General features: G+C 65.5%; 17 protein-coding genes. 13 read left to right on the forward strand and 4 right to left on the reverse strand.

Annotation, left to right across the window (positions count from 1 at the left end):
- The first annotated feature begins 151 nt into the window (after window positions 1–151).
- The 9 genes from ACEQZ0_RS02180 (at window position 152) to ACEQZ0_RS02220 (ending at window position 10,015) form a co-directional block, all read left to right on the forward strand.
- Window positions 152–1,393 (forward strand): lipoprotein-releasing ABC transporter permease subunit, encoded by a 1,242-nt coding sequence (locus ACEQZ0_RS02180; RefSeq protein WP_370187960.1) that lies wholly within the window; start codon window positions 152–154, stop codon window positions 1,391–1,393.
- Window positions 1,386–2,072: an ABC transporter ATP-binding protein gene (locus ACEQZ0_RS02185; protein ID WP_370187961.1), complete on the forward strand. Its 687-nt coding sequence runs from the start codon at window positions 1,386–1,388 to the stop codon at window positions 2,070–2,072. Before ACEQZ0_RS02180 ends, ACEQZ0_RS02185 begins: the two co-directional genes overlap by 8 nt.
- 49 nt (window positions 2,073–2,121) lie before the next feature.
- Window positions 2,122–2,400, forward strand: coding sequence for a hypothetical protein (locus tag ACEQZ0_RS02190; protein ID WP_370187963.1), 279 nt, complete (start codon window positions 2,122–2,124; stop codon window positions 2,398–2,400).
- An 82-nt stretch (window positions 2,401–2,482) separates the two neighbouring features.
- Window positions 2,483–2,992, forward strand: coding sequence for a hypothetical protein (locus ACEQZ0_RS02195; RefSeq protein ID WP_370187965.1), 510 nt, complete (start codon window positions 2,483–2,485; stop codon window positions 2,990–2,992).
- 7 nt (window positions 2,993–2,999) lie between these two features.
- Complete coding sequence (locus tag ACEQZ0_RS02200) at window positions 3,000–3,479, forward strand: glutathione peroxidase (protein ID WP_370187967.1); 480 nt, start codon at window positions 3,000–3,002, stop codon at window positions 3,477–3,479.
- Between the two features lie 154 nt (window positions 3,480–3,633).
- Window positions 3,634–7,110 (forward strand): DNA polymerase III subunit alpha, encoded by a 3,477-nt coding sequence (dnaE, locus tag ACEQZ0_RS02205; RefSeq protein WP_370187969.1) that lies wholly within the window; start codon window positions 3,634–3,636, stop codon window positions 7,108–7,110.
- 129 nt (window positions 7,111–7,239) lie between these two features.
- Entirely contained in the window at window positions 7,240–8,841 is a 1,602-nt protein-coding gene (locus ACEQZ0_RS02210) for a long-chain fatty acid--CoA ligase (RefSeq protein WP_370187971.1), read from the forward strand.
- A gap of 2 nt (window positions 8,842–8,843) precedes the next feature.
- Window positions 8,844–9,275: a DUF1330 domain-containing protein gene (locus tag ACEQZ0_RS02215; protein ID WP_370187973.1), complete on the forward strand. Its 432-nt coding sequence runs from the start codon at window positions 8,844–8,846 to the stop codon at window positions 9,273–9,275.
- Window positions 9,272–10,015, forward strand: a complete 744-nt coding sequence (locus ACEQZ0_RS02220; protein WP_370187975.1) for a hypothetical protein — start codon at window positions 9,272–9,274, stop codon at window positions 10,013–10,015. The genes ACEQZ0_RS02215 and ACEQZ0_RS02220 overlap by 4 nt, the downstream gene beginning before the upstream one ends.
- Here the strand turns inward: ACEQZ0_RS02220 and ACEQZ0_RS02225 are convergent.
- From ACEQZ0_RS02225 to ACEQZ0_RS02240, 4 genes are all read right to left on the reverse strand, one after another.
- Complete coding sequence (locus ACEQZ0_RS02225; protein ID WP_370187977.1) at window positions 9,975–11,072, reverse strand: PA0069 family radical SAM protein; 1,098 nt, start codon at window positions 11,070–11,072, stop codon at window positions 9,975–9,977. The genes ACEQZ0_RS02220 and ACEQZ0_RS02225 overlap by 41 nt on opposite strands.
- Before the next feature lie 142 nt (window positions 11,073–11,214).
- Window positions 11,215–11,742 (reverse strand): molybdenum cofactor biosynthesis protein B, encoded by a 528-nt coding sequence (gene moaB / locus ACEQZ0_RS02230; protein WP_370187980.1) that lies wholly within the window; start codon window positions 11,740–11,742, stop codon window positions 11,215–11,217.
- Between the two features lie 12 nt (window positions 11,743–11,754).
- Complete coding sequence (locus ACEQZ0_RS02235) at window positions 11,755–13,473, reverse strand: lytic transglycosylase domain-containing protein (protein WP_370187982.1); 1,719 nt, start codon at window positions 13,471–13,473, stop codon at window positions 11,755–11,757.
- Complete coding sequence (locus ACEQZ0_RS02240; protein ID WP_370187984.1) at window positions 13,470–14,255, reverse strand: hypothetical protein; 786 nt, start codon at window positions 14,253–14,255, stop codon at window positions 13,470–13,472. Before ACEQZ0_RS02240 ends, ACEQZ0_RS02235 begins: the two co-directional genes overlap by 4 nt.
- 79 nt (window positions 14,256–14,334) lie before the next feature.
- On the opposite strand from ACEQZ0_RS02240, the gene ACEQZ0_RS02245 reads away from it, so the two are divergent.
- The 4 genes from ACEQZ0_RS02245 to ilvD all read left to right on the forward strand — a co-directional run bounded on the left by ACEQZ0_RS02245 (window position 14,335) and on the right by ilvD (window position 19,677).
- Window positions 14,335–15,984, forward strand: a complete 1,650-nt coding sequence (locus tag ACEQZ0_RS02245; protein WP_370187986.1) for an electron transfer flavoprotein-ubiquinone oxidoreductase — start codon at window positions 14,335–14,337, stop codon at window positions 15,982–15,984.
- Window positions 15,985–16,140: 156 nt separating this feature from the next.
- Window positions 16,141–16,947: a 4-(cytidine 5'-diphospho)-2-C-methyl-D-erythritol kinase gene (locus ACEQZ0_RS02250; protein WP_370187988.1), complete on the forward strand. Its 807-nt coding sequence runs from the start codon at window positions 16,141–16,143 to the stop codon at window positions 16,945–16,947.
- Window positions 16,947–17,672: an N-formylglutamate amidohydrolase gene (locus tag ACEQZ0_RS02255; protein ID WP_370189901.1), complete on the forward strand. Its 726-nt coding sequence runs from the start codon at window positions 16,947–16,949 to the stop codon at window positions 17,670–17,672. The genes ACEQZ0_RS02250 and ACEQZ0_RS02255 overlap by 1 nt, the downstream gene beginning before the upstream one ends.
- 160 nt (window positions 17,673–17,832) lie before the next feature.
- Complete coding sequence (ilvD, locus tag ACEQZ0_RS02260; protein WP_370187990.1) at window positions 17,833–19,677, forward strand: dihydroxy-acid dehydratase; 1,845 nt, start codon at window positions 17,833–17,835, stop codon at window positions 19,675–19,677.
- The last annotated feature ends 13 nt before the right edge of the window (window positions 19,678–19,690 follow it).

Consider the following 19,690-nt stretch of genomic DNA (forward strand, 5'->3'; position numbering starts at 1 on the left):
CTGATCGGGATGCGCGCCCCAATGGCGATGTTACGCCCGGATTACAAGGCCAGTGAGACGAACGACGCGGCGCAAAACACGATTTCGTTGCGCCGCGGGGCCTAGCTGCCTAAACGCGCTGACAAGCAACAGTCACCGCACAAGGGCCGCCTTGATCCTTTCCCCCTTCGAATGGACGATCGCCAAGCGCTACCTGCTTCCGGGCAAGGGCGAGGCCTTCATCGCGCTGGTCGCGAGCATCTCGATCGGGGTGGTGATGCTCTCGGTCGCCATGCTGGTGGTGGTGATGAGCGTCATGAACGGCTTCCGGGCCGAACTGCTCGACAAGATCGTGGGCCTCAACGGCCACGCCATCGTCCAGGCCTATGGCGGGCGGATGGACGACTGGGAGAATATCCTCGAGGAAGTGCGCGCGACGCCGGGCGTGGTGCGCGCCAGCCCGCTGATCGAACAGCCGTTGCTGACCAGTTTCAACGGACGCGTCGAGGCGATCCTCGTGCGCGGCAATACCGCCGAGGATCTGCGCGAGCTGTCGAAGAAGGTTGTCGCGGGCGAATTCGCCACGCTCAGGCCGGGTTCGAACAAGGTCGCCATCGGCGTCCGCCTGGCGGAAAACATCGGTGCGCGAGTGGGCGACACCATCACCGTCATCAACCCGCAGGGGCGCTCGACCCCGTTCGGCACCGTCCCGCGCCAGATCGGCTACGAGGTCGCAGCGATCTTCGAGGTCGGAATCTACGATTACGACGGGGCCTATGTCGTGATGCCGATGCAGGATGCGCAGAAGCTGCTGCTGATCGGCGATTCGGTGGGCATGATCGAAGTCACCGTCGAGGATCCCGACGAGGTCGGCGAGATCCTCGCCCCGGTGCAGCGCGCGGTCGAGGGCAGGGCGGTCGTGTCCGACTGGAAGACAATCAACGCGACCTTGTTCGAGGCGCTGCAGGTCGAGCGTGCGGCGATGGCCTTCGCGCTCAGTTTCATGGTGCTGGTCGCCGCCTTCAACATCCTGTCCAGCCTGGTGATGCTGGTCCGCGCGAAGACCCGCGACATCGCGATCATGCGCACCATGGGCGCGACGCGGCAGAGCCTGATGAAGATCTTCGTCACCACCGGCTTCACCATCGGCGCGATCGGCACCGCGGTGGGGCTCGCGCTTGGCTTTCTGATCCTGGCCGGGCGCCAGCAGATCGTCGAGGCGATCGGCGCGCTTACCGGACAGAACCTGTGGGACCCGCAATACCGCTTCCTCACCACCATCCCGTCGAAGATCGACCCGGGCGAGGTCTCGCTGATTGCGCTGCTCGCGCTGGGGCTGAGCTTCCTCGCCACGCTCTACCCGGCGTGGAAGGCGGCGAGCACCGATCCGGTCCAGGTGCTGCGCTATGAATAGCGGCGGCGTGAAACCGGTGGTCGAACTGAGGGGCCTGACGCGCAGCTTCGAGCAGGGCGGCGAGCGGATCGACGTGCTGCGCGGGGTCGACCTCGCGATCCGCCCGGGCGAGATCGTTGCGTTGCTCGGCCCGTCTGGCTCGGGCAAGTCGACGCTGCTGCAGGCGGTCGGCCTGCTCGAGGGCGGCTTCGGCGGCGAGATCGTGATCGCCGGCCATTCGGCGGAAAAATCGGATTCGCGGGCACGCACCGTGCTGCGCCGCGAGCATCTCGGCTTCGTCTACCAGTTCCACCATCTGCTGCCCGATTTCGACGCGCGCGAGAATGTCATCCTGCCGCAGCTCGTCGCCGGCAAGCCGCGTGCCGAAGCCGAGGCGCGGGCGGAGCAGTTGCTCGTCGCGCTGGGCCTCTCGCATCGGCTGACCCACCGGCCGAGCCAGCTTTCGGGTGGCGAGCAGCAGCGCGTGGCGGTCGCCCGCGGGCTGGCCAACAAGCCCGATCTGGTGCTCGCCGACGAGCCGACGGGCAATCTCGACGAGGCAACCTCGGACAAGGTGCTGGCCGAATTCCTCGCGCTGGTCCGCGGCGAGGGCAGCGCGGCGCTCATCGCGACGCATAACGAGCGGCTGGCGCAGAAGATGGACCGCGTGGTCCGGCTCCACGAAGGCGTGCTCGAATAGCGGACCCGGACGGCGTTTCGCACGTTGGTCTGGCAAAGGAGGATTTTGCATGACCGACCACCCCAGCACCTACAAGGGCGACGCCGCCCACCGCGACGGCATCGAATGGGACGATCGCGCGAGCCTGCATCGCACCGATGATGGCGACGGCGTGCTCGAGGGCGCGAAGGGGCTGCGCAGCGGTACGTTTGCCGAGCTGGTCCGCCACATGATGCTGATGCCCGAGAAGGAACGCGCGCGATACTATATCGAGAAGGCGGGCGACCGCGAGTATCACGCCGCGGAGGTCGCCCGTCTGGCGCAGCGCAGCGATTTCCCCCGCTCGTAGGAAGCCGTCGGTTCTCCGTCGATAGAGACTCGCGCCGGGACGCCGCGTGGCGCATCGCGACATCCTCAGGGGAGAACCGCACATGATCACCGCCGCACTCGCGCTCGTCCTGGCGCAGGCCGCAGCGCCGGCCACGCCGCCCCCGGCCCCACCGAAATGCGAAGGCGAGGCCTATGCCGCCTTCGATTTCTGGGTCGGCGAGTGGGAGGTGTTCCCCAGCGGCGGCGAGCAGAAAGTCGCCGACAGCCGGATCGAGAAGGTCAGCGCGGGCTGCGCCATCCGCGAGACGTGGATGCCGTTGCAAGGCCGCGGCGGGTCGAGCCTGAGCGCCTACGATCCCAGCGACGGGGCCTGGCACCAGCTCTGGGTCGGCGGCGTTCCCGGCCGCGTGTTCTTCGATGGCGGGCCGGTCGATGGCGCGATGGTGCTGACCGGCTATTGGGGCAAGGACGCGCAAGGCCATCCTTCGCTGGTGCGCATGACCTATACGCTTGAAGCCGACGGCAGCGTGCGCCAGTACGGTCAGGCGAGTTCGGACCATGGGCGCAGCTGGTCCGACAGCTTCGACCTGATCTATCGCCGCAAGGACTAGCCCCGCCATGACGACCATCGCCGATTTCACTGTCGCCACAAACAAGGGCGATCAGCTCGACCTGTCGGACAAGCTCGGCAAGGTCTTGCTGGTGGTCAACACCGCGAGCAAGTGCGGTTTCACTCCGCAATACGATGGCCTCGAAGAGCTCTTCCAGCAATACAAGGCCAGGGGCTTCGAGGTGCTCGCCTTCCCGTGCAACCAGTTCGGCGGGCAGGAACCGGGCGATGCCGACGAGATCGCCGAGTTCTGCAAGGTCAATTTCGGCCTCACCTTCCCGCTGATGGCCAAGGTCGATGTGAACGGCGAGGATGCCAGCCCGCTGTTCGACTGGATGAAGGCCGAAAAGCCCGGGCTGATGGGCTCGAAGGCGATCAAGTGGAACTTCACCAAGTTCCTGATCGATCGCGAGGGCCATGTCGTGAAGCGCTACGGCCCGGCCGATGCGCCCAAGACCATCGCCAAGGACATCGAAAAGCTGCTCTGAGCTTTCGAAAGTCATTGCGAGGAGCCGCAGGCGACACGGCAATCCAGATAGGGCAGACCTAGATTGCTTCGCTACGCTCGCAATGACTGTGTGAGCTGAAAATCCTGTGGATGCGCCCCTTGGCCGACGGAGGCGCAATCCGCATATTGCCCCCATGCCCTTCAAGCCCTTCGTCCCCTTCCGCATCCTGTCGGCCTATACGATGCTGGAGGGCGCGATCGATCCCAAGGCGATGGCCAAGCTGGCGAAGGAACGCGGCTTCCCCGCGATCGCGATCGCCGACCGCAACGGGCTCTACGGCGCGGTCATGTTCGCCAATGCCTGCAAGGCCGAAGGCATCCAGCCGATCATCGGCACGCTGCTGGGCGTGGCGCGCGACAGCGAAGGCAAACAGGTCGACTACCTGCCGCTCTACGCGCAGGACGAGGCGGGCTACGACAATCTCTGCCACCTCGTTTCCAAGGCGCATCTCGACCGCCCGCTCGAATTCGAACCGCATGTGCGGATGGAGGATTTCGACGACCATACCGACGGCCTCATCGCCTTCACCGGCGCGAGCGAGGGCGGGGTGACCCGTCTGCTTGCCGAGGGGCAGCAAAGCCACGCCGAAGCGCTGCTCGACCGGTTGCAGGCCCTGTTCCCCGAGCGGCTCTACATCGAGCTTGCGCGACGCGGGAACGCGGTGGAGGAACGCGCCGAAGCCGCGCTGGTCGAGCTGGCCTATGCGCGCGACCTGCCGCTGGTGGCGACCAACCCCGCCAATTTCGCCGAACCGCACATGCACAAGGCGCATGACGCGATGCTGTGCATTGCCGGATCGACCCATGTCGATGCCGAGGACCGCGCGCGCTCCAACCCCGAGAGCTACGTCAAGACCTACCACATGATGGAGGAAGCCTTCGCCGACCTCCCCGAGGCGGTGCAGAACACGCTCGTCGTGGCGCAGCGCTGCGCCTATGCGCCGCCCTATCGCAAGCCGATCCTGCCGAGCCTCGCGGGCGATCTCGAGGGCGAGGCGCGGATGCTCGAAGAGGACGCGCGCAAGGGACTGGAAGCGCGGCTCGAGCCCTATGGCGAGATGAGCGAGGAAGAGCGCCAGGTCTATTTCGACCGGCTGAAATTCGAAGTCGACATCATCAACCAGATGGGCTTCCCCGGCTACTTCCTGATCGTTGCCGACTTCATCAAATGGGCCAAGGATCACGATATTCCGGTGGGGCCCGGCCGTGGTTCGGGTGCGGGCAGCCTGGTGGCCTGGGCGCTGACGATTACCGATCTCGACCCGATCCAGCTCGGCCTGCTGTTCGAACGCTTCCTCAATCCCGAACGCGTCTCGATGCCCGACTTCGATATCGACTTCTGCGAAACGCGGCGCGGCGAGGTGATCCGCTACGTCCAGCAGAAATACGGCCACGACCACGTCGCGCAGATCATCACCTTCGGCAAGCTGAAAGCGCGCGCCGTGCTGCGCGATACGGGCCGCATCCTGCAAATGAGTTACGGCCATGTCGACCGCCTCTGCAAGATGGTGCCCAACCATCCGACCGATCCGTGGACACTGCCGCGTGCTTTGAACGGCGCGGCGGATTTCAAGCGCGAATACGACAATGACAACGAGGTGAAACGCCTCGTCGATCTGGCGATGCAGCTAGAAGGTTTCCCGCGCAACAGCTCGACCCACGCGGCGGGTGTGGTGATCGGCGACCGCCCGCTGGCGAAACTGGTCCCGCTCTACCGCGATCCGCGCTCGGACATGCCGGTGACGCAATACGACATGAAGAATGTCGAGAGCAGCGGCCTCGTCAAATTCGACTTTCTCGGGCTGAAGACGCTGTCGGTGCTCAAGAAGGCGGTCGACCTCCTCAAGCGGCGCGAAATCGATATCGACCTCTCGCAACTTCCGCTCGACGATCCCAAGGTCTACGAGCTGATGAAGGCGGGTAACACGGTCGGCGTGTTCCAGCTCGAATCCGAAGGCATGCGGCGCACGCTGACCGCGGTGAAGCCGACCAATTTCGGCGACATCATCGCGCTCGTCTCGCTTTATCGCCCGGGCCCGATGGACAACATCCCGCTGTTCGGCAAGCGCAAGGCGGGCGAGGTGCCGATCGAATATCCGCACGCCAAGCTCGAAGGCATCCTCGCCGAGACCTATGGCATCTTCGTCTACCAGGAACAGGTCATGCAGGCCGCGCAGATCCTTGCCGGATACTCGCTCGGCGACGCCGACCTGCTGCGCCGCGCGATGGGCAAGAAGGTCCAGGCGGAAATGGACGTCCAGCGCACGCGCTTCGTCGAGGGGTGCAAGGAAGTCAGCGGCATCGAGAAGGCCGAGGCCAACGCGCTGTTCGACTTGATCGACAAGTTCGCCGGCTATGGCTTCAACAAGTCGCACGCCGCCGCCTATGCGCTGCTGGCCTATCAGACCGCCTGGCTCAAGGCGCATTACCCGGAAGAATTCTACGCCGCCTCGATGTGCTTCGACATGCACCAGTCGGAAAAGCTGGCGATCTTCGTCGACGATGCGCGGCGCAGCGGGATCAAGGTTTTACCGCCGTCGCTCAATCATTCCGAAGCCGAATATTCGGTCGAGCAGACCGACGAGGGCTATGCCGTGCGCTATGCGCTGGCCGGGATACGCAATGTCGGCGAGCGGGCGATGGAGGCGATCGTCGCCGAGCGCGAGGCGGCGGGCCCCTTCGCCAGCCTCAAGGACCTGTTCGAGCGCCTGCCCAAGGGTTCGATGAACTCGCGGCAGCTGGAAGCGCTCATCAGCGCTGGCGCACTCGACGAGTTCGAGCCTAACCGCGCCAGGCTGATGGCGAACGCCGACATGCTGCTGGCGGTGGCCGACGCGGCCGAGCGCGAGCGGTCGAGCGGACAGGGCGGGCTGTTCGGGGGCGAGGACTCCGCAGTCGAGGACGGCTTCCGCCTGAAGGAGGCCGATCCCTGGCCGCGCGCCGAGCAGATGGCGCGCGAGAAGGAGAATTTCGGCTTCTATTTCGCGGAACACCCGGTCGAAGCCTGGCGCCAGGTCGCCAGCGCACAGGGCGCGCGCTCCTATGCTTCGCTGATGGCAGGCGGCGCGCCGCCGGGCGGGCGCGCGGGCGCGGTGATGGCGGCCATGGTCGAGAAGGTGAACAAGGGCACGACGCGGCGCGGCAAGCCCTTCGTCCGTGCCGATTTCTCCGACAGTTCGGGCCAGTTCAGCGCCGCCTGTTTCGAGGAAGGCCTGGTCGAGAAATTCCTCGAATGGGCCGAAAACCAGACCTGCGTGAAGCTCGATGTCGAACTCGACAGCCCGAGCCCCGACGAACCCCCGCGGATCACCGTGCGGGGCGCCGTTCCGCTGGCGGCGGTCAAGGGCAGCATGGCGATGCTGCTGACGCTCGAAGTGGAGAGCGTCGACGCGCTGACACAGCTCGCACTCGATCTGGACGCGGGCGGCGAGGGCGGAGACGAGGTGGTCGCCACACTGCTGACCGGCGATGTCACCCCGCCCGTGATGCGGCTGGGGCGCAGATTTTCTATCGACGGGGAGCTTGCCGAACGCTTGGCAAGCGTGCCCGGCCTTGCCAAGGTGCAACTGACCGCGCGGCGGGGGAAGGCAAACTTGCGCCTCGTCGCCTGAGTGCACAGTCATTGCGCGCCGAAGGCGAAGCAATCCCTCACCTGCCGTCGCATCCGACCGCGACGCCGGAAGCCGGGTTGCCGCGTCGCCTTCGGCTCCTCGCAATGACCAAATTGGAGAGGAGAGAGTATGTCGCTTGGCGCGATGCAGGACTGGGGCATGCGGATTTCGCATGTAATCGATCACGCTGCCCGGGAAGCCCCGACCCGCGAAATCGTCACCCGCTGGGCCGACGGCAGCGAGACCCGCACCGATTGGGCTGGCATCCAGCGCGATGCGAAGAAGATGAGCCAGGCGCTGCTCGCGCTGGGCCTCAAGAAGGGCGACAAGGTCGCCAGCCTGGCGATGAACCACGCGCGGCACCTGGTCAGCTGGTTTGGCGTCGCGGGGATGGGCGGCGTGCTGCACACCTGCAACCCGCGGCTGTTCGAGGACCAGCTCGAATACATCGTCAACCACGCCGAAGACAAGGTCATGCTCTACGATGCGGCGTTCCAGCCGATCATCGACATAATGCGCGACAAGTGGCCGGGCGTTGAACATTACATCTGCTTCGACAGCAGCGAGCACACCACCAGCTTCGAAGACTGGATTGGTGCGCAGGATGGCGAGTTCGACTGGGTCGAGGGCGACGAGCGCGACCCGTGCATGATTTGCTACACCAGCGGGACCACGGGCAATCCCAAGGGGGTTCAGTACGAGCACCGCTCGACCATGTTGCACGCCCTTGCGGGTCTGCAGCCAGCGGCCTTCAATTTCAGCGCCTCCAGCGTGATGCTGCCCGTCGTGCCGATGTTCCACGCTGCGAGCTGGGGCCTGCCCTATGCGGGCGCGATGGCGGGCATCAAATTCGTCTTCAGCGCGGTCAACGATCCCGCTGTGCTCGACGAGCTGATGAAGACCGAGGGCGTCACCGATTCCGCCGGCGTGCCGACGGTCTGGCTGGCCCATTTCCAGTATTGCGACGCGCAAGGCATCGACCTGCCCAAGCTGCGCGCGGCGACGATCGGCGGCTCGGCCGCGCCGCGTTTCATGATCGAACGGCTGATGAAGAACGGCACGCGCGTCCAGCATGCCTGGGGCATGACCGAGACCAGCCCGATCGGCACTGTCGGCGGTCCCACCGCGGATTGGGATGCGCTCACGTTCGACCAGAAGGTCGAGAAGACGATGAAGCAGGGCCGCCCGATCTTCGGGGTCGAGCTGCGCACGGTCGACCTCGACGATCCGACCAAGGTGCTGCCGCGCGATGGCGAAACCTCGGGCGCGCTGCACATTCGCGGCCCCTGGGTGCTGAAGCGCTATTTCAAGGCGGAGGAAGACGCGATCGATGCTGATGGCTGGTTCAACACCGGCGATGTGGCGATCCTTCATCCCGATGGCACGATGCAGATCACCGACCGGACCAAGGACGTGATCAAATCGGGCGGCGAATGGATCAGCTCGGTCGAGCTCGAGAACGCCGCGGTCGGACACCCCGCCGTGGCCGAGGCCGCCGCGATCGGCATGCCGCATCCCAAGTGGGACGAGCGCCCCGTGCTGTTCGTGGTCCGCAAGGAAGGGCAGGAGGTCAGCGCCGACGAGGTGACCGATTTTCTCGCCGACAAGGTCGCCAAGTGGTGGCTGCCCGATGCGGTCGAATTCGTCGACGACATTCCGCACACCGCCACCGGCAAGATCAGCAAGAAGGACCTGCGCGAGCGGTTCGCGGATTACACGCTTGGAGGGTGAGTATGACCGACACCTATATCGATCCGAGCCGCGCCAATTTCGAGGCGTTCAAGGCGCTGCCGCGCGACGAGCCGATCCATATGCTCAACCTGCTGCTCTACCGCGATGTGGCGGACTATCCCGAGGGGCATGAAAACGCCGGCAAGGGCTGGAGCGGGCGTCGCGCCTACGAGGAATATGGCAAGACCAGCGGCCCAATCTTCCGCCGCGTGGGCGGGGAGATCGTCTGGCGCGGCGCGTTCCAGACGATGGTCACCGGCCCCGAGGAGCGGCGCTGGCACGACGGCTTCATCGCGCAATATCCCAATTCGGGCGCCTTCTTCGAGATGATCAAGGACCCCGACTACCAGAAGGCGGTGGTCAACCGCACCGCCGCGCTGGTCGACAGCAGGCTCGTGCGGTTTGCGCCGGGCGCTGCGGGCGAGAGGTTTTGAATAGCGCAGTAGAGCGGCACAATAATGCGGGCTCATGGAAGCTCGCTGTGATTGGTGCCTTTGGCACGTTTGCGTATTTGGTATTCGTAGGGTGGTATTGGCGAAATCAGCTAAGTTCGATTTTCGAGTTGGCACCAAATGAGCTTGGTGATTTTCTCGCCGGAGTATTCGCGCCGCTTGCTTTCCTCTGGCTCGTGTTGGGTTTTCTCCAACAGGGCCTAGAGCTTCGAAACAGCGCTAATGCGTTGTGGCTCCAAGGTGAGGAGCTCAAAAACTCAGTCGAGCAACAGCGCGACCTCGTAAATGTTACACGCGAACAGTTGGCCTTTGAGAGCAAACTTCTGGCTCAACAACAGAGCGAGGTAGCGCGAAATTCACGTCCGATCCTGAAATTGGTGCAAGCAGGGAGTTCAGGATCGGCCAACGGCACGCGCCTTTATCGCTTTCAACTCTTCAACCATGGCAAGCCCTGCACTGATATCCGTCTGGAAAGAGACGGAAAACAATTAATTTCTCGTCCTGCTCTAGGCACAGGCCAGCACCTTGAATTCAACCAAACGATTGAACATGATTCAGTTGAGGAGTTCAGTTTGACAGTGCATTTCCTCGATTCACGATTGTTGGACGGAACAGCAAACTTCCTCATCTCGAAGGAAAAATCGGCTTTTTCGATCACTGAAGAGGTTGCGAGATCGTATTCTAAAGCAACCGCATTTGTCCGCCCATCGCAGGCGGCCTGAACTGCGTGCAGTCGAGTTCGAATTTCGCCTTGCCGAGCCCCGCGCGCTTGCAGGCGAGGCGGAAGCGCGCGCGGAAGAGGTCGGCCCAGACGCCGCTCGGCTTCATGCGGGTGAAGAAATCGGGATCGTTGTCGCGCCCGCCGCGGATCGAGCGGACGATGCTCATCACCTTGTCGCCGCGGTCGGGGAAATGGACCGCGAGCCATTCGCGGAACAGCGGCGCGACTTCGTGCGGCAGGCGCAGCGGGATCCAGCCGACGCTGCCGACGCCGATCGCGCCGACACGCTGGACGATTTCCTCCATGAACTCGTCGGTGATCGCCGGGATGATCGGCGAGACCGAGCAATGCACCGGGACTCCCGCCTCGACCAGTTTCTGCAGCGCGAGCAATCGCTTGGCGGGCGCAGCTGCGCGCGGTTCGAGCTTTCCCGAAAGCCTGGGGTCGAGGCTTGTGACCGATATGGCCACTGCCACCAGCCGCCGCTCGGCCAACTGAGCCAGCAGGTCGAGATCGGCCAGTACGCGGTCGGACTTGGTGGTGATCGTCACCGGGTGGCGCGCATCGAGGCAGACCTCGAGTACGCTGCGCGTGATGCGATAGCGCGCCTCGATCGGCTGGTAGGGATCGGTGTTGGTCCCCATGGCGATCGGTTTGGGGCGATATTTCGGCTTGGCCAGCGTCGCGCGCAGCAATTCCGCCGCATTGGGCTTCGCGAAGAGCTTCGTTTCGAAGTCGAGCCCGGGCGAGAGGTCGTGATAGGTGTGCGTCGGCCGCGCGAAGCAATAGACGCAGCCGTGCTCGCAGCCGCGATAGGCGTTGACCGAGCGGTCGAAGGGGACGTCGGGCGACTGGTTGAAGCTGAGGATCGTCTTCGGGCGTTCCTCGGTTACCTGCGTGCGCAGCCTTACCGGTGGGCCGTCTAGCTGCTCCATATAGTCGCGCCAGTCGCCATCCTCCTCGCGCTCGGCCAAGCCGAAGCGCGTCGGCACCTCGGATCCTTGTGCACCGCGACCGGATATGGCGGGGGCGAGTCGACGTTCCATGTATGAGAACATACATGGAACACGCGCAGTCCTCCATAGTCATTGCGAGCGCAGCGAAGCAATCCATCACCGAACCGGTCCACCGCGTGCAAGGCAGGAAGATGGATTGCCTCCTCGCCTGCGGCTCCTCGCAATGACTGAATCTGGAGTGTCGTTACCGTTCGCGGAGGCGCGGCATCAGCTCGACGAAATTGCAGGGCCGGTGGCGGCTGTCGAGCTGGAGCGCGAGAATCTGGTCCCAGCCATCCTTCACCGCGCCGGTAGAGCCGGGCAGGGCGAAGATGTAGGTCCCGCGCGCCAGCACCGCACAGGCGCGGCTCTGGATCGTGCTGGTGCCGATGCTGGCGATGCTGATGTAGCGGAAATACTCGCCGAAGCCGGGGATGTCCTTGTCCTTGACCCGGTCGAGCGCTTCGGGGGTCACGTCGCGCCCGGTGAGGCCGGTCCCGCCGGTGGTGATCACGCAATCGATGCCCTCGTCGTCGATCCAGCGGTGGAGATGCGCGGCGATCTCGTTGCGGTCGTCATGGCTGATCTCGCGCGCGGCGAGTTCGTGGCCAGCCTCCGTGATGCGCGCGGCAAGCAGGTCGCCCGAGCTGTCGTCTGCCAGCGTGCGCGTGTCGGTTACGGTCAGCAGCGCGATGCGGACCGGCTTGAACGGGAGGCTTTCGTCGAGGGCCATCGGGATATCATCCTATCGCACGCGAGGGAACATTGGCCAGTCGTTCTCCGCCAGATCGATCCGGCTGGGCGCGGGGGCATCGGCCTGGCGCAGGTACATCCAGTAATTGCGCATGACGATGGCGACATAGCCGCGCGTTTCCCAATAGGGGATCGATTCCATGTAGAGCAGCGGATCGTCCTGGTCGCGGACCTCGCTCTCCCACCGCGCCACCGGGCTGGGGCCGGCGTTGTAGGCGGCCATGACCTTGGGCAGCTTGCCCTGCGTGTAGGACGAGCTGCCGAGCGATTCGAGCGTACGCTGGCCGAAGGCGAGGTTGATCGCCGGATCCCTGAGGTCGGCATCGGCGCTCATGTTGATCGATGCGGCATACTCGCGCCGCGTAATCGGCATGATCTGCATCAGCCCGATCGCGCCCGCCGGACTGACCACGCGTTCGCGGAAATTCGATTCCTGCAGCGCATGGGCGAAGGCCAGCGCCGGATCGACGCGCCAGCCGCCCACCGGCGCGCGGAAGGTGACCGGATAGCGCAGGCTCGGGTGCGCGGCCTCGCCGCGCGGCGCGTTGTAGGCCATGTAGGTCTGCGCACCAGTCAGGCCGAGTGCGCGGGCGAGCCGCGCAAGGGCGTTGTAATCGTCGTCGTCGCCGGTGCGAACCAGCCAGGTGAGATAGTTTTCGGCCGTTTCGCGGCGCCCGACTTCGGCCAGCATTACCGCCTGTCGAACCGCTTCGCTGTCGCGCAGGCGGCGCCAGTCGGATTCGGTCAGATCGGGCTGGGTATGCGTTGCGGGCAGGTCGCGCCCCATCTGTTCGTGCGCGAGCATGCCGTAGAGCGTCTCGGGAAAGCGTGCGGCACCGCGCAATTGCTCGGCCGCCTTTTCGGGCATGCGACAGCGGATCAGCGCGCGGCTCGCCCAGTAATGCGCGGCGGAGGTGAGTTCGGGATTGGTCGAGCTTGCGGCCGAGCGGACGAAGGCTTCGCCGGCCTTGTCGCAATCGCCCAGCCGCCAGGCGGCGAGGCCCGCAGCCCAGTCGCCCTCGGCCACCCAGGCGCCGCTGCCGCCCTCGCGTACGGTTTCGGCAAGCGCCCAGGCCTGCGCGTCCTGGTTCTCGATGTAATAGCTCCAGGCGACGCGATAGCGCCATTCCGCGCGCGCCTCGCGGCTGAGCGTCGCATCGACCCCGTCGAGCAGCAGCCGCGCGCCGTCGGGATCGTCCTGCGTGATCCGCTCGAGGATCGCCGACTTGACGCTTTCGGGCATGGTCCCGTCCTCGACTGAACGCGGGCGGATGCGTTTGGTCATCCCCGGCTGGCGGACCAGCTCGCGCTCGCGCGGAAGCCTGGGTGGATTGGCGAGCCCGCGCGTCTGCCCCAGGCGAACGATCGCATCGGCCTCGGGCAGGCGCGCGTAGCGTTCGAGCCAGGCCTCGATCCGCGGCAGCTCGATCCGCGGGCTTTCCGGGTGGAGGTAATAGGCGGCCAGCGCCGCGCCGTGCAGCGGGCCGTCGCTGCGGCTGGTCAGCAGCATTTCGACGCGGTCCCAGTTCTTCGCGTCGATCGCCTCGAACAGCGAGCCGTAATAGGCGCGGTCATCGGTCGACAGCAGCCGAGGCAGCGCGGCGGCATGCGAGCGGGTGAAATAGTCGACGCTGCTGCCTTGCGCGAAAGCCGGGGATGCGGTCAGCGCAGTCGCGGCCAGCGCGAGGGCGGTCAGGGGGCGTAGGCTCATCGGGTCCAGTCCAGCCAGCGGTTCCAGAAATTCTCGCGCCGCACCGCAGACCGGGCGAGATTGCGCAGGTCGGGTGCGGCGAGCAGCGCGAAGGACGTACCGCCGCAGTCGAGCGCCAGCGGATCGCGGGCGCGTTCGGGCGGGATATCGAACAGGGCCAGTTGCGCGCGGCCGAACAGCACGACGCGTTGCGGCCGGGCGAGTGCGATGTGGTGCCGCACCACGGCGCCAATCCCGCTGGCAGCCAGTTGCGGCCAGTCGGGCATGGCCATCGGGGCGGGCAGTGCGCTGGCGAGATAGGTCTCGTGCTCGGCAATCCCCATGGCGCGCAGCATGGCGGCAACGAAGGGGGCCGCGCCGCCGCTTAGCAGGCCGTCGGCATCGTCCTCGAAGGGCTGCGGAAGGAGCAGCATCAGCTTTGCGCCGGCGACACCACGTGGCGGCACGCGGCGATCGAGTGCCCCTTCGCCGAGCGCAGGTTCGGCCATCCAGTATTCGCGAAATTTTTCGAGACTGTCGGGCAGGCTATCGGCACCGATCCTCGGCCTTTCTGCTTGCGGTTGTTCGAGCGCGCGCTCGAGCGCGGTCTTGCGCGCTGGCCGCGGCGGTGCTGGCGGAGGCGCAGCCGCTACGGCATTCTCGGCCTCGGGCTCTGCCAGCCAGCCGCTCGCCTCGTCGAGGAAATCGGCATCGACGCCCGCCTCGCGCCACCAGTCGAGCGCACCCTCGAAGGCTTCGAGCGCATCGAAATCGCGCGGTTTCGGGGGATTTGCCTGCATCATTCCTCGGGGACGGGTCTTGACCTCTAAAGCGCCACCAATCAAGGCATTCAGAGCAGTTACGCGACGAAAAGAGAGAGACATGAGCGAACGCGAATCCATGCCCTGCGACGTCGTCATCATCGGCGGCGGCGTGGCCGGCCTCGGGGCGGCCATCAGGCTCAAGCAGATCAACGAGGAGCTCGAGGTCGTCGTGCTCGAAAAGGGCAGCGAAATCGGCGCGCATATCCTCTCGGGCGCGGTGGTCGATCCCAAGGCGCTGGACGAGCTGCTGCCCGACTGGCGCGACATGGATTGCCCGATGGCGCAAACGCCCGTGGGCGAGGACCTGTTCTACACGATCAGCGAAACCGGCCAGTCGGCCATGCCGCACATCATGTTCCCGCCCTTCATGTCGAACGAGGGGTGCTACACCGGCTCGCTCGGCAATCTGTGCCGCTGGATGGCGGAACAGGCCGAAGGCATGGGGGTAATGATCTTCCCCGGTTTCCCCGCCGCCGAAGTGCTGTTCGACGACAAGGGCGCGGTCGCGGGCGTGGTGACGCAGGACATGGGCATCGCCGCCGACGGCAGCCACAAGCCCGATTACCAGCCGGGTATGGAAATCCATGCCAAATACACGCTCTTCGCAGAGGGCGTGCGCGGCAACCTCACCAAGCAGATGAAGGCGAAGTTCGACCTCGAGGCCGACTGCGAGCCGCAGGTCTACGGCATCGGCATCAAAGAATTGTGGGACATCGATCCCGAGCTGCACGAGCCGGGCAAGATCGTCCACACGCAGGGCTGGCCCTTGAGCGAAAGCGGCAGCAATGGCGGCGGCTTCCTCTACCACCAGGCCAACGGGCAGGTCGCGCTGGGCCTCGTCACCTGGCTCGACTATTCGAACCCCTATGTCTCGCCCTACCAGGAATTTCAGCGCTGGAAGCACCACCCGCTGATCGCCGAGACGCTGAAGGGCGGCAAGCGCGTCGCCTATGGCGCGCGTGCGATCAACGACGGCGGCTGGCAGAGCGTGCCCAAGCTCGCCTTCCCGGGCGGCGCGCTGATCGGCTGTGCTGCCGGTTTCGTCAATGTGCCGCGCATCAAGGGCAGCCACACAGCGATGAAGAGCGGCATGCTCGCCGCAGAAAGCATCGCCGCGGCCATCGCCGCCGGTCACGAGAAAACCGAGCTGATGGATTACGACGCGAACCTGCGCGACAGCTGGATCGCCAAGGAGCTGAAGCAGGTCCAGAACGCGCTGCCCGCGATCGAGAAGTTCGGCGCCGACATCGGCACCGTTCTGGGCGGGATCGACATGTGGATGCGCTACCTCAAGATCGGCCTGCCGATCAGCATGAAGCACCACCGCGACTGCGACGCGCTCAATCGCGCCGACCTCTACCAGCCGATCAAATATCCCAAGCCCGACGGCGTGCTGAGCTTCGACCGTCTGACGAACGTCGCCTTCAGCTACACCAACCATGCCGAGGACCAGCCGGTCCACCTGCAGGTCAAGGACATGGAGCTGCAGAAAAGGAGCGAGCTGGGCGTCTACGCCGGGCCTTCGACCCGCTATTGCCCGGCAGGCGTCTACGAATGGCTGGTCGACGAGGAAACGGGCGAGCCCAAGTACCAGATCAACTCGCAGAACTGCGTCCACTGCAAGACCTGCGACATCAAGGACCCCAACCAGAACATCAACTGGGTGACGCCCGAAGGCGGCGGCGGGCCGAACTATCCGAATATGTGAAGCGATATCCTCCCCGGTACGGGGAGGGGGACCACAAGGTGGTGGAGGGGCAGCTTGCGCCCGATCGGGATCTCAATGGTACAGAGCAGTTCGAGGGTGCCATACCACCCCCGACCTGCGGTCGGCGGTCCCCCTCCCCTGTCAGGGGAGGATTGAGTGCGCGAAACCGCCTATGCCAAGATCAATCTTGCGCTGCATGTCCGCAGGCGGCGCGAGGACGGGTATCACGAGCTCGAAACGCTGTTCGCTTTCGTCGACGCGGGCGATGTGCTGACGGCGAGCGCTGCCGCGCAGGACAGCGTTCGGGTGCTTGGCGAATTTGCGGACGGGCTCGACGATCCCTTCGACAATCTCGTCGCCAAAGCGCTGGGTAAGCTGCCACGCGTCGATGGGCTAGCGATAACGCTCGAGAAGAACCTGCCCGTCGCGGCGGGGCTGGGCGGGGGATCGGCCGATGCGGGCGCGGTGTTCCGCATCGTGAAGGAACGCTACAGCCTGCCCGACGATTGGCACGCGCGTGCCACCGCTCTGGGCGCCGATGTCCCGGCCTGCGTCGAGAGCCGAACCTGCATCGGGCGCGGGACGGGGACGGAACTTGAGCCGGTGGACGACAGCCTTGCCGGAACGCCGGTGTTGCTGGTCAATCCGCGCATTCCTCTGTCGACGGGACCCGTGTTCGCTCACTGGGACGGCGAGGATCGCGGCGCTCTGCCACAGGGTGATGCACGCACTATCGCGCGCGAAGGACGCAACGACCTCGAAGTGCCAGCCATCTCGCTCTGCCCGCAGATCGCCGGTGTGCTCGCGGCGCTGCGCGGAACCTCGCCCTTTCTCGCCCGTATGTCTGGCTCGGGGGCGACGTGTTTCGCGCTCTACGACAGCGCGTCCGTTCGCGACGCGGCTGCCCAGCATATAGCAGAGCGCCACCCGGGCTGGTGGCAGATGAAAGGGTTCTTGCGATGATGATCGACAACCTCCCCTACCGTCAGGTCGGCACCGAAGACCTGCGTCCGGGGGGGCTGCTGTGTGTTGCCGATCACGCTTCGAACTACGTCCCCGAGGAAATCGAGCTGGGGATCGATCCCAGGCTGCTGAACGAGCATATCGCAGTCGATATCGGGGTGGAGGGCATCGCCGACCGCTTGGCGCGCCGTCACAACATCCCCGCGCATATCGCCTGCGTCAGCCGGCTCGTCTGCGATCTCCACCGCCGCGAAGACGAGCCGGCGGTCGTTCCCACCGAAAGCGACGGCAAGCTGATCGCGGGCAACATCGGCGCCGATGTCGAAGCGCGGCTGGATCGCTTCCATCGCCCCTATCACAATGCGCTCGCCGACCTGATCGAACGGGCGCGGCCCAAGATGCTGGTCGCGCTGCACAGCTTCACGCCGAGCCTCGACACGAGCGAGGAGGAACGGCCGTGGGAAGTCGCGCTGCTCTATAACCGGGACGATCGCGCGGCGCGCCACGCTATCCGCCTGTTCGGCGAACAGGGGTTGAGCGTGGGCGACAACCAGCCCTACTCGGGCAAGCAGCTCAATGCGACGATGGACCGCCATGCCGAGGCCAACGGCATCCCCTATTGCACCGTCGAGATCCGCCAGGACCAGATCGACACCGAGGCGGGGCAGGCGCGCTGGGCGGTGTTGCTGGCCGATGTGATGGGGCGGGTAGCGCTCGAAGTTTGAGCGGGGCCAAGCAAAAGCTGTTTCGCCGCGCTGTCACTTTCGCCTAACTCACGGTTTCCGCTCATGCCGAGCCTGCCGAAGGATGGCCACCGGCGCTTCTGCCCTTTCGACAGGCTCGGGGTGAGCGGCTATGAGTACCCTGTAGCAATCGAGACCCGTCATGCCTGCCTACCGCTCTCGTACCACCACCCATGGCCGCAATATGGCCGGCGCGCGCGGGTTGTGGCGCGCGACGGGAATGAAGGATGGCGATTTCGGCAAGCCGATCATCGCCGTGGTGAATTCCTTCACCCAGTTCGTGCCCGGGCACGTCCACCTCAAGGACCTCGGCCAGCTGGTCGCGCGCGAGATCGAGGCGGCGGGCGGGGTGGCTAAGGAATTCAACACCATCGCGGTCGATGACGGGATCGCCATGGGGCATGACGGCATGCTCTATTCGCTGCCGAGCCGCGACCTGATCGCCGACAGCGTCGAATATATGGTCAACGCCCACTGCGCCGATGCGATGGTCTGCATCTCGAATTGCGACAAGATCACCCCGGGCATGCTCATGGCGGCGCTGCGGCTGAATATTCCCGCCGTGTTCGTCAGTGGAGGGCCGATGGAGGCGGGCAAGGTGGTAGTGAAAGGCAAGGAGGTCGCGCTCGACCTGGTCGACGCCATGGTCGCCGCGGCCGACGAGCACTACACCGACGAGGAAGTGACCGCGATCGAGCAGAACGCCTGCCCGACCTGCGGCAGCTGCAGCGGCATGTTCACCGCCAATTCGATGAACTGCCTGACCGAGGCGCTGGGCCTCTCGCTGCCGGGCAATGGTTCGACGCTGGCCACCCACGCCGACCGCAAGGGCCTGTTCGAGCGCGCCGGGCGGCTCGTGGTAGCGCTCGCCAAGCGCTATTACGATGAAGAGGACGAGAGCGTCCTGCCGCGCAGCATCGCCAGCTTCGAGGCCTTCGAGAATGCGATGAGCCTCGATATCGCGATGGGCGGATCGACCAATACCGTCCTCCACCTGCTCGCCGCCGCGCATGAGGCGGGAGTCGATTTCACCATGCAGGATATCGACCGGCTGAGCCGCAAGGTGCCGTGCCTCAGCAAGGTCGCCCCGGCCAAGAGCGACGTGCATATGGAGGACGTGCACCGCGCGGGCGGGATCATGGCGATTCTCGGCGAACTGGAGAAGGCGGGCCTCCTCCACACCGCTCTGCCAACGGTCCACAGCCCGACCATGGGCGATGCGCTCGACGACTGGGACATCGGCCGCACGCAGAACAACAAGGTGCGCGAATTCTATTCCGCCGCGCCGGGCGGGGTGCCGACGCAGACCGCCTTCAGCCAGTCGCGCCGCTGGGAAGCGCTCGACCTCGACCGCGCCAACGGCGTCATCCGCAGCGCCGAGCATGCCTTCAGCGAGGATGGCGGTCTCGCCGTGCTCTACGGCAACATCGCGCGCGACGGCTGCATCGTGAAGACCGCCGGAGTGGACGAGAGCATCCTCACATTTGCTGGTCCGGCCAAGGTTTACGAAAGCCAGGACGATGCGGTGACCGCGATCCTCACCGGGCAGGTCGCCGAGGGCGATGTGGTGGTGATTCGCTACGAAGGGCCGCGCGGCGGGCCCGGCATGCAGGAAATGCTCTACCCGACCAGCTACCTCAAATCGAAGGGGCTTGGGGCGGCCTGCGCATTGCTGACCGACGGGCGGTTTTCGGGCGGCACCTCCGGCCTGTCGATCGGCCACGTCTCGCCCGAGGCGGCGCAGGGCGGTGCGATCGCCCTGGTCGAGGAGGGTGACATGATCGAAATCTCGATTCCCGGGCGCACGATCCATCTCGCCGTCTCGGATGACGTGCTCGCCGAAAGGCGCGCGGCGCAGGCGGCGAGGGGCTTTGCCCCGGCAGCTCCGCGCGAACGCCGCGTCTCGCCCGCGCTCGAGGCCTATGCCGCGATGACGACCTCGGCTGCGCGCGGTGCGATCCGCGACGTCTCGCAGATCAAGCGCTGAGGCTTGCCCCCGC

The organism is Qipengyuania sp., from assembly GCF_964227205.1.
Taxonomy (GTDB): Bacteria; Pseudomonadota; Alphaproteobacteria; order Sphingomonadales; family Sphingomonadaceae; genus Qipengyuania.

Excerpts from the sequence above, each read along its gene's own strand:
- ACEQZ0_RS02215 (WP_370187973.1), top strand. The coding sequence starts at position 8,844 with ATGACCGACACCTATATCGATCCGAGCCGCGCCAATTTCGAGGCGTTC.
- ACEQZ0_RS02255 (WP_370189901.1), top strand. The coding sequence starts at position 16,947 with ATGATCGACAACCTCCCCTACCGTCAGGTCGGCACCGAAGACCTGCGT.
- ACEQZ0_RS02195 (WP_370187965.1), top strand. The coding sequence starts at position 2,483 with ATGATCACCGCCGCACTCGCGCTCGTCCTGGCGCAGGCCGCAGCGCCG.
- ACEQZ0_RS02225 (WP_370187977.1), bottom strand. The coding sequence starts at position 11,072 with ATGTTCTCATACATGGAACGTCGACTCGCCCCCGCCATATCCGGTCGC.
- ilvD (WP_370187990.1), top strand. The coding sequence starts at position 17,833 with ATGCCTGCCTACCGCTCTCGTACCACCACCCATGGCCGCAATATGGCC.
- ACEQZ0_RS02200 (WP_370187967.1), top strand. The coding sequence starts at position 3,000 with ATGACGACCATCGCCGATTTCACTGTCGCCACAAACAAGGGCGATCAG.
- ACEQZ0_RS02235 (WP_370187982.1), bottom strand. The coding sequence starts at position 13,473 with ATGAGCCTACGCCCCCTGACCGCCCTCGCGCTGGCCGCGACTGCGCTG.
- ACEQZ0_RS02210 (WP_370187971.1), top strand. The coding sequence starts at position 7,240 with ATGTCGCTTGGCGCGATGCAGGACTGGGGCATGCGGATTTCGCATGTA.
- moaB (WP_370187980.1), bottom strand. The coding sequence starts at position 11,742 with ATGGCCCTCGACGAAAGCCTCCCGTTCAAGCCGGTCCGCATCGCGCTG.
- ACEQZ0_RS02245 (WP_370187986.1), top strand. The coding sequence starts at position 14,335 with ATGAGCGAACGCGAATCCATGCCCTGCGACGTCGTCATCATCGGCGGC.
- ACEQZ0_RS02190 (WP_370187963.1), top strand. The coding sequence starts at position 2,122 with ATGACCGACCACCCCAGCACCTACAAGGGCGACGCCGCCCACCGCGAC.
- ACEQZ0_RS02240 (WP_370187984.1), bottom strand. The coding sequence starts at position 14,255 with ATGATGCAGGCAAATCCCCCGAAACCGCGCGATTTCGATGCGCTCGAA.
- dnaE (WP_370187969.1), top strand. The coding sequence starts at position 3,634 with ATGCCCTTCAAGCCCTTCGTCCCCTTCCGCATCCTGTCGGCCTATACG.
- ACEQZ0_RS02185 (WP_370187961.1), top strand. The coding sequence starts at position 1,386 with ATGAATAGCGGCGGCGTGAAACCGGTGGTCGAACTGAGGGGCCTGACG.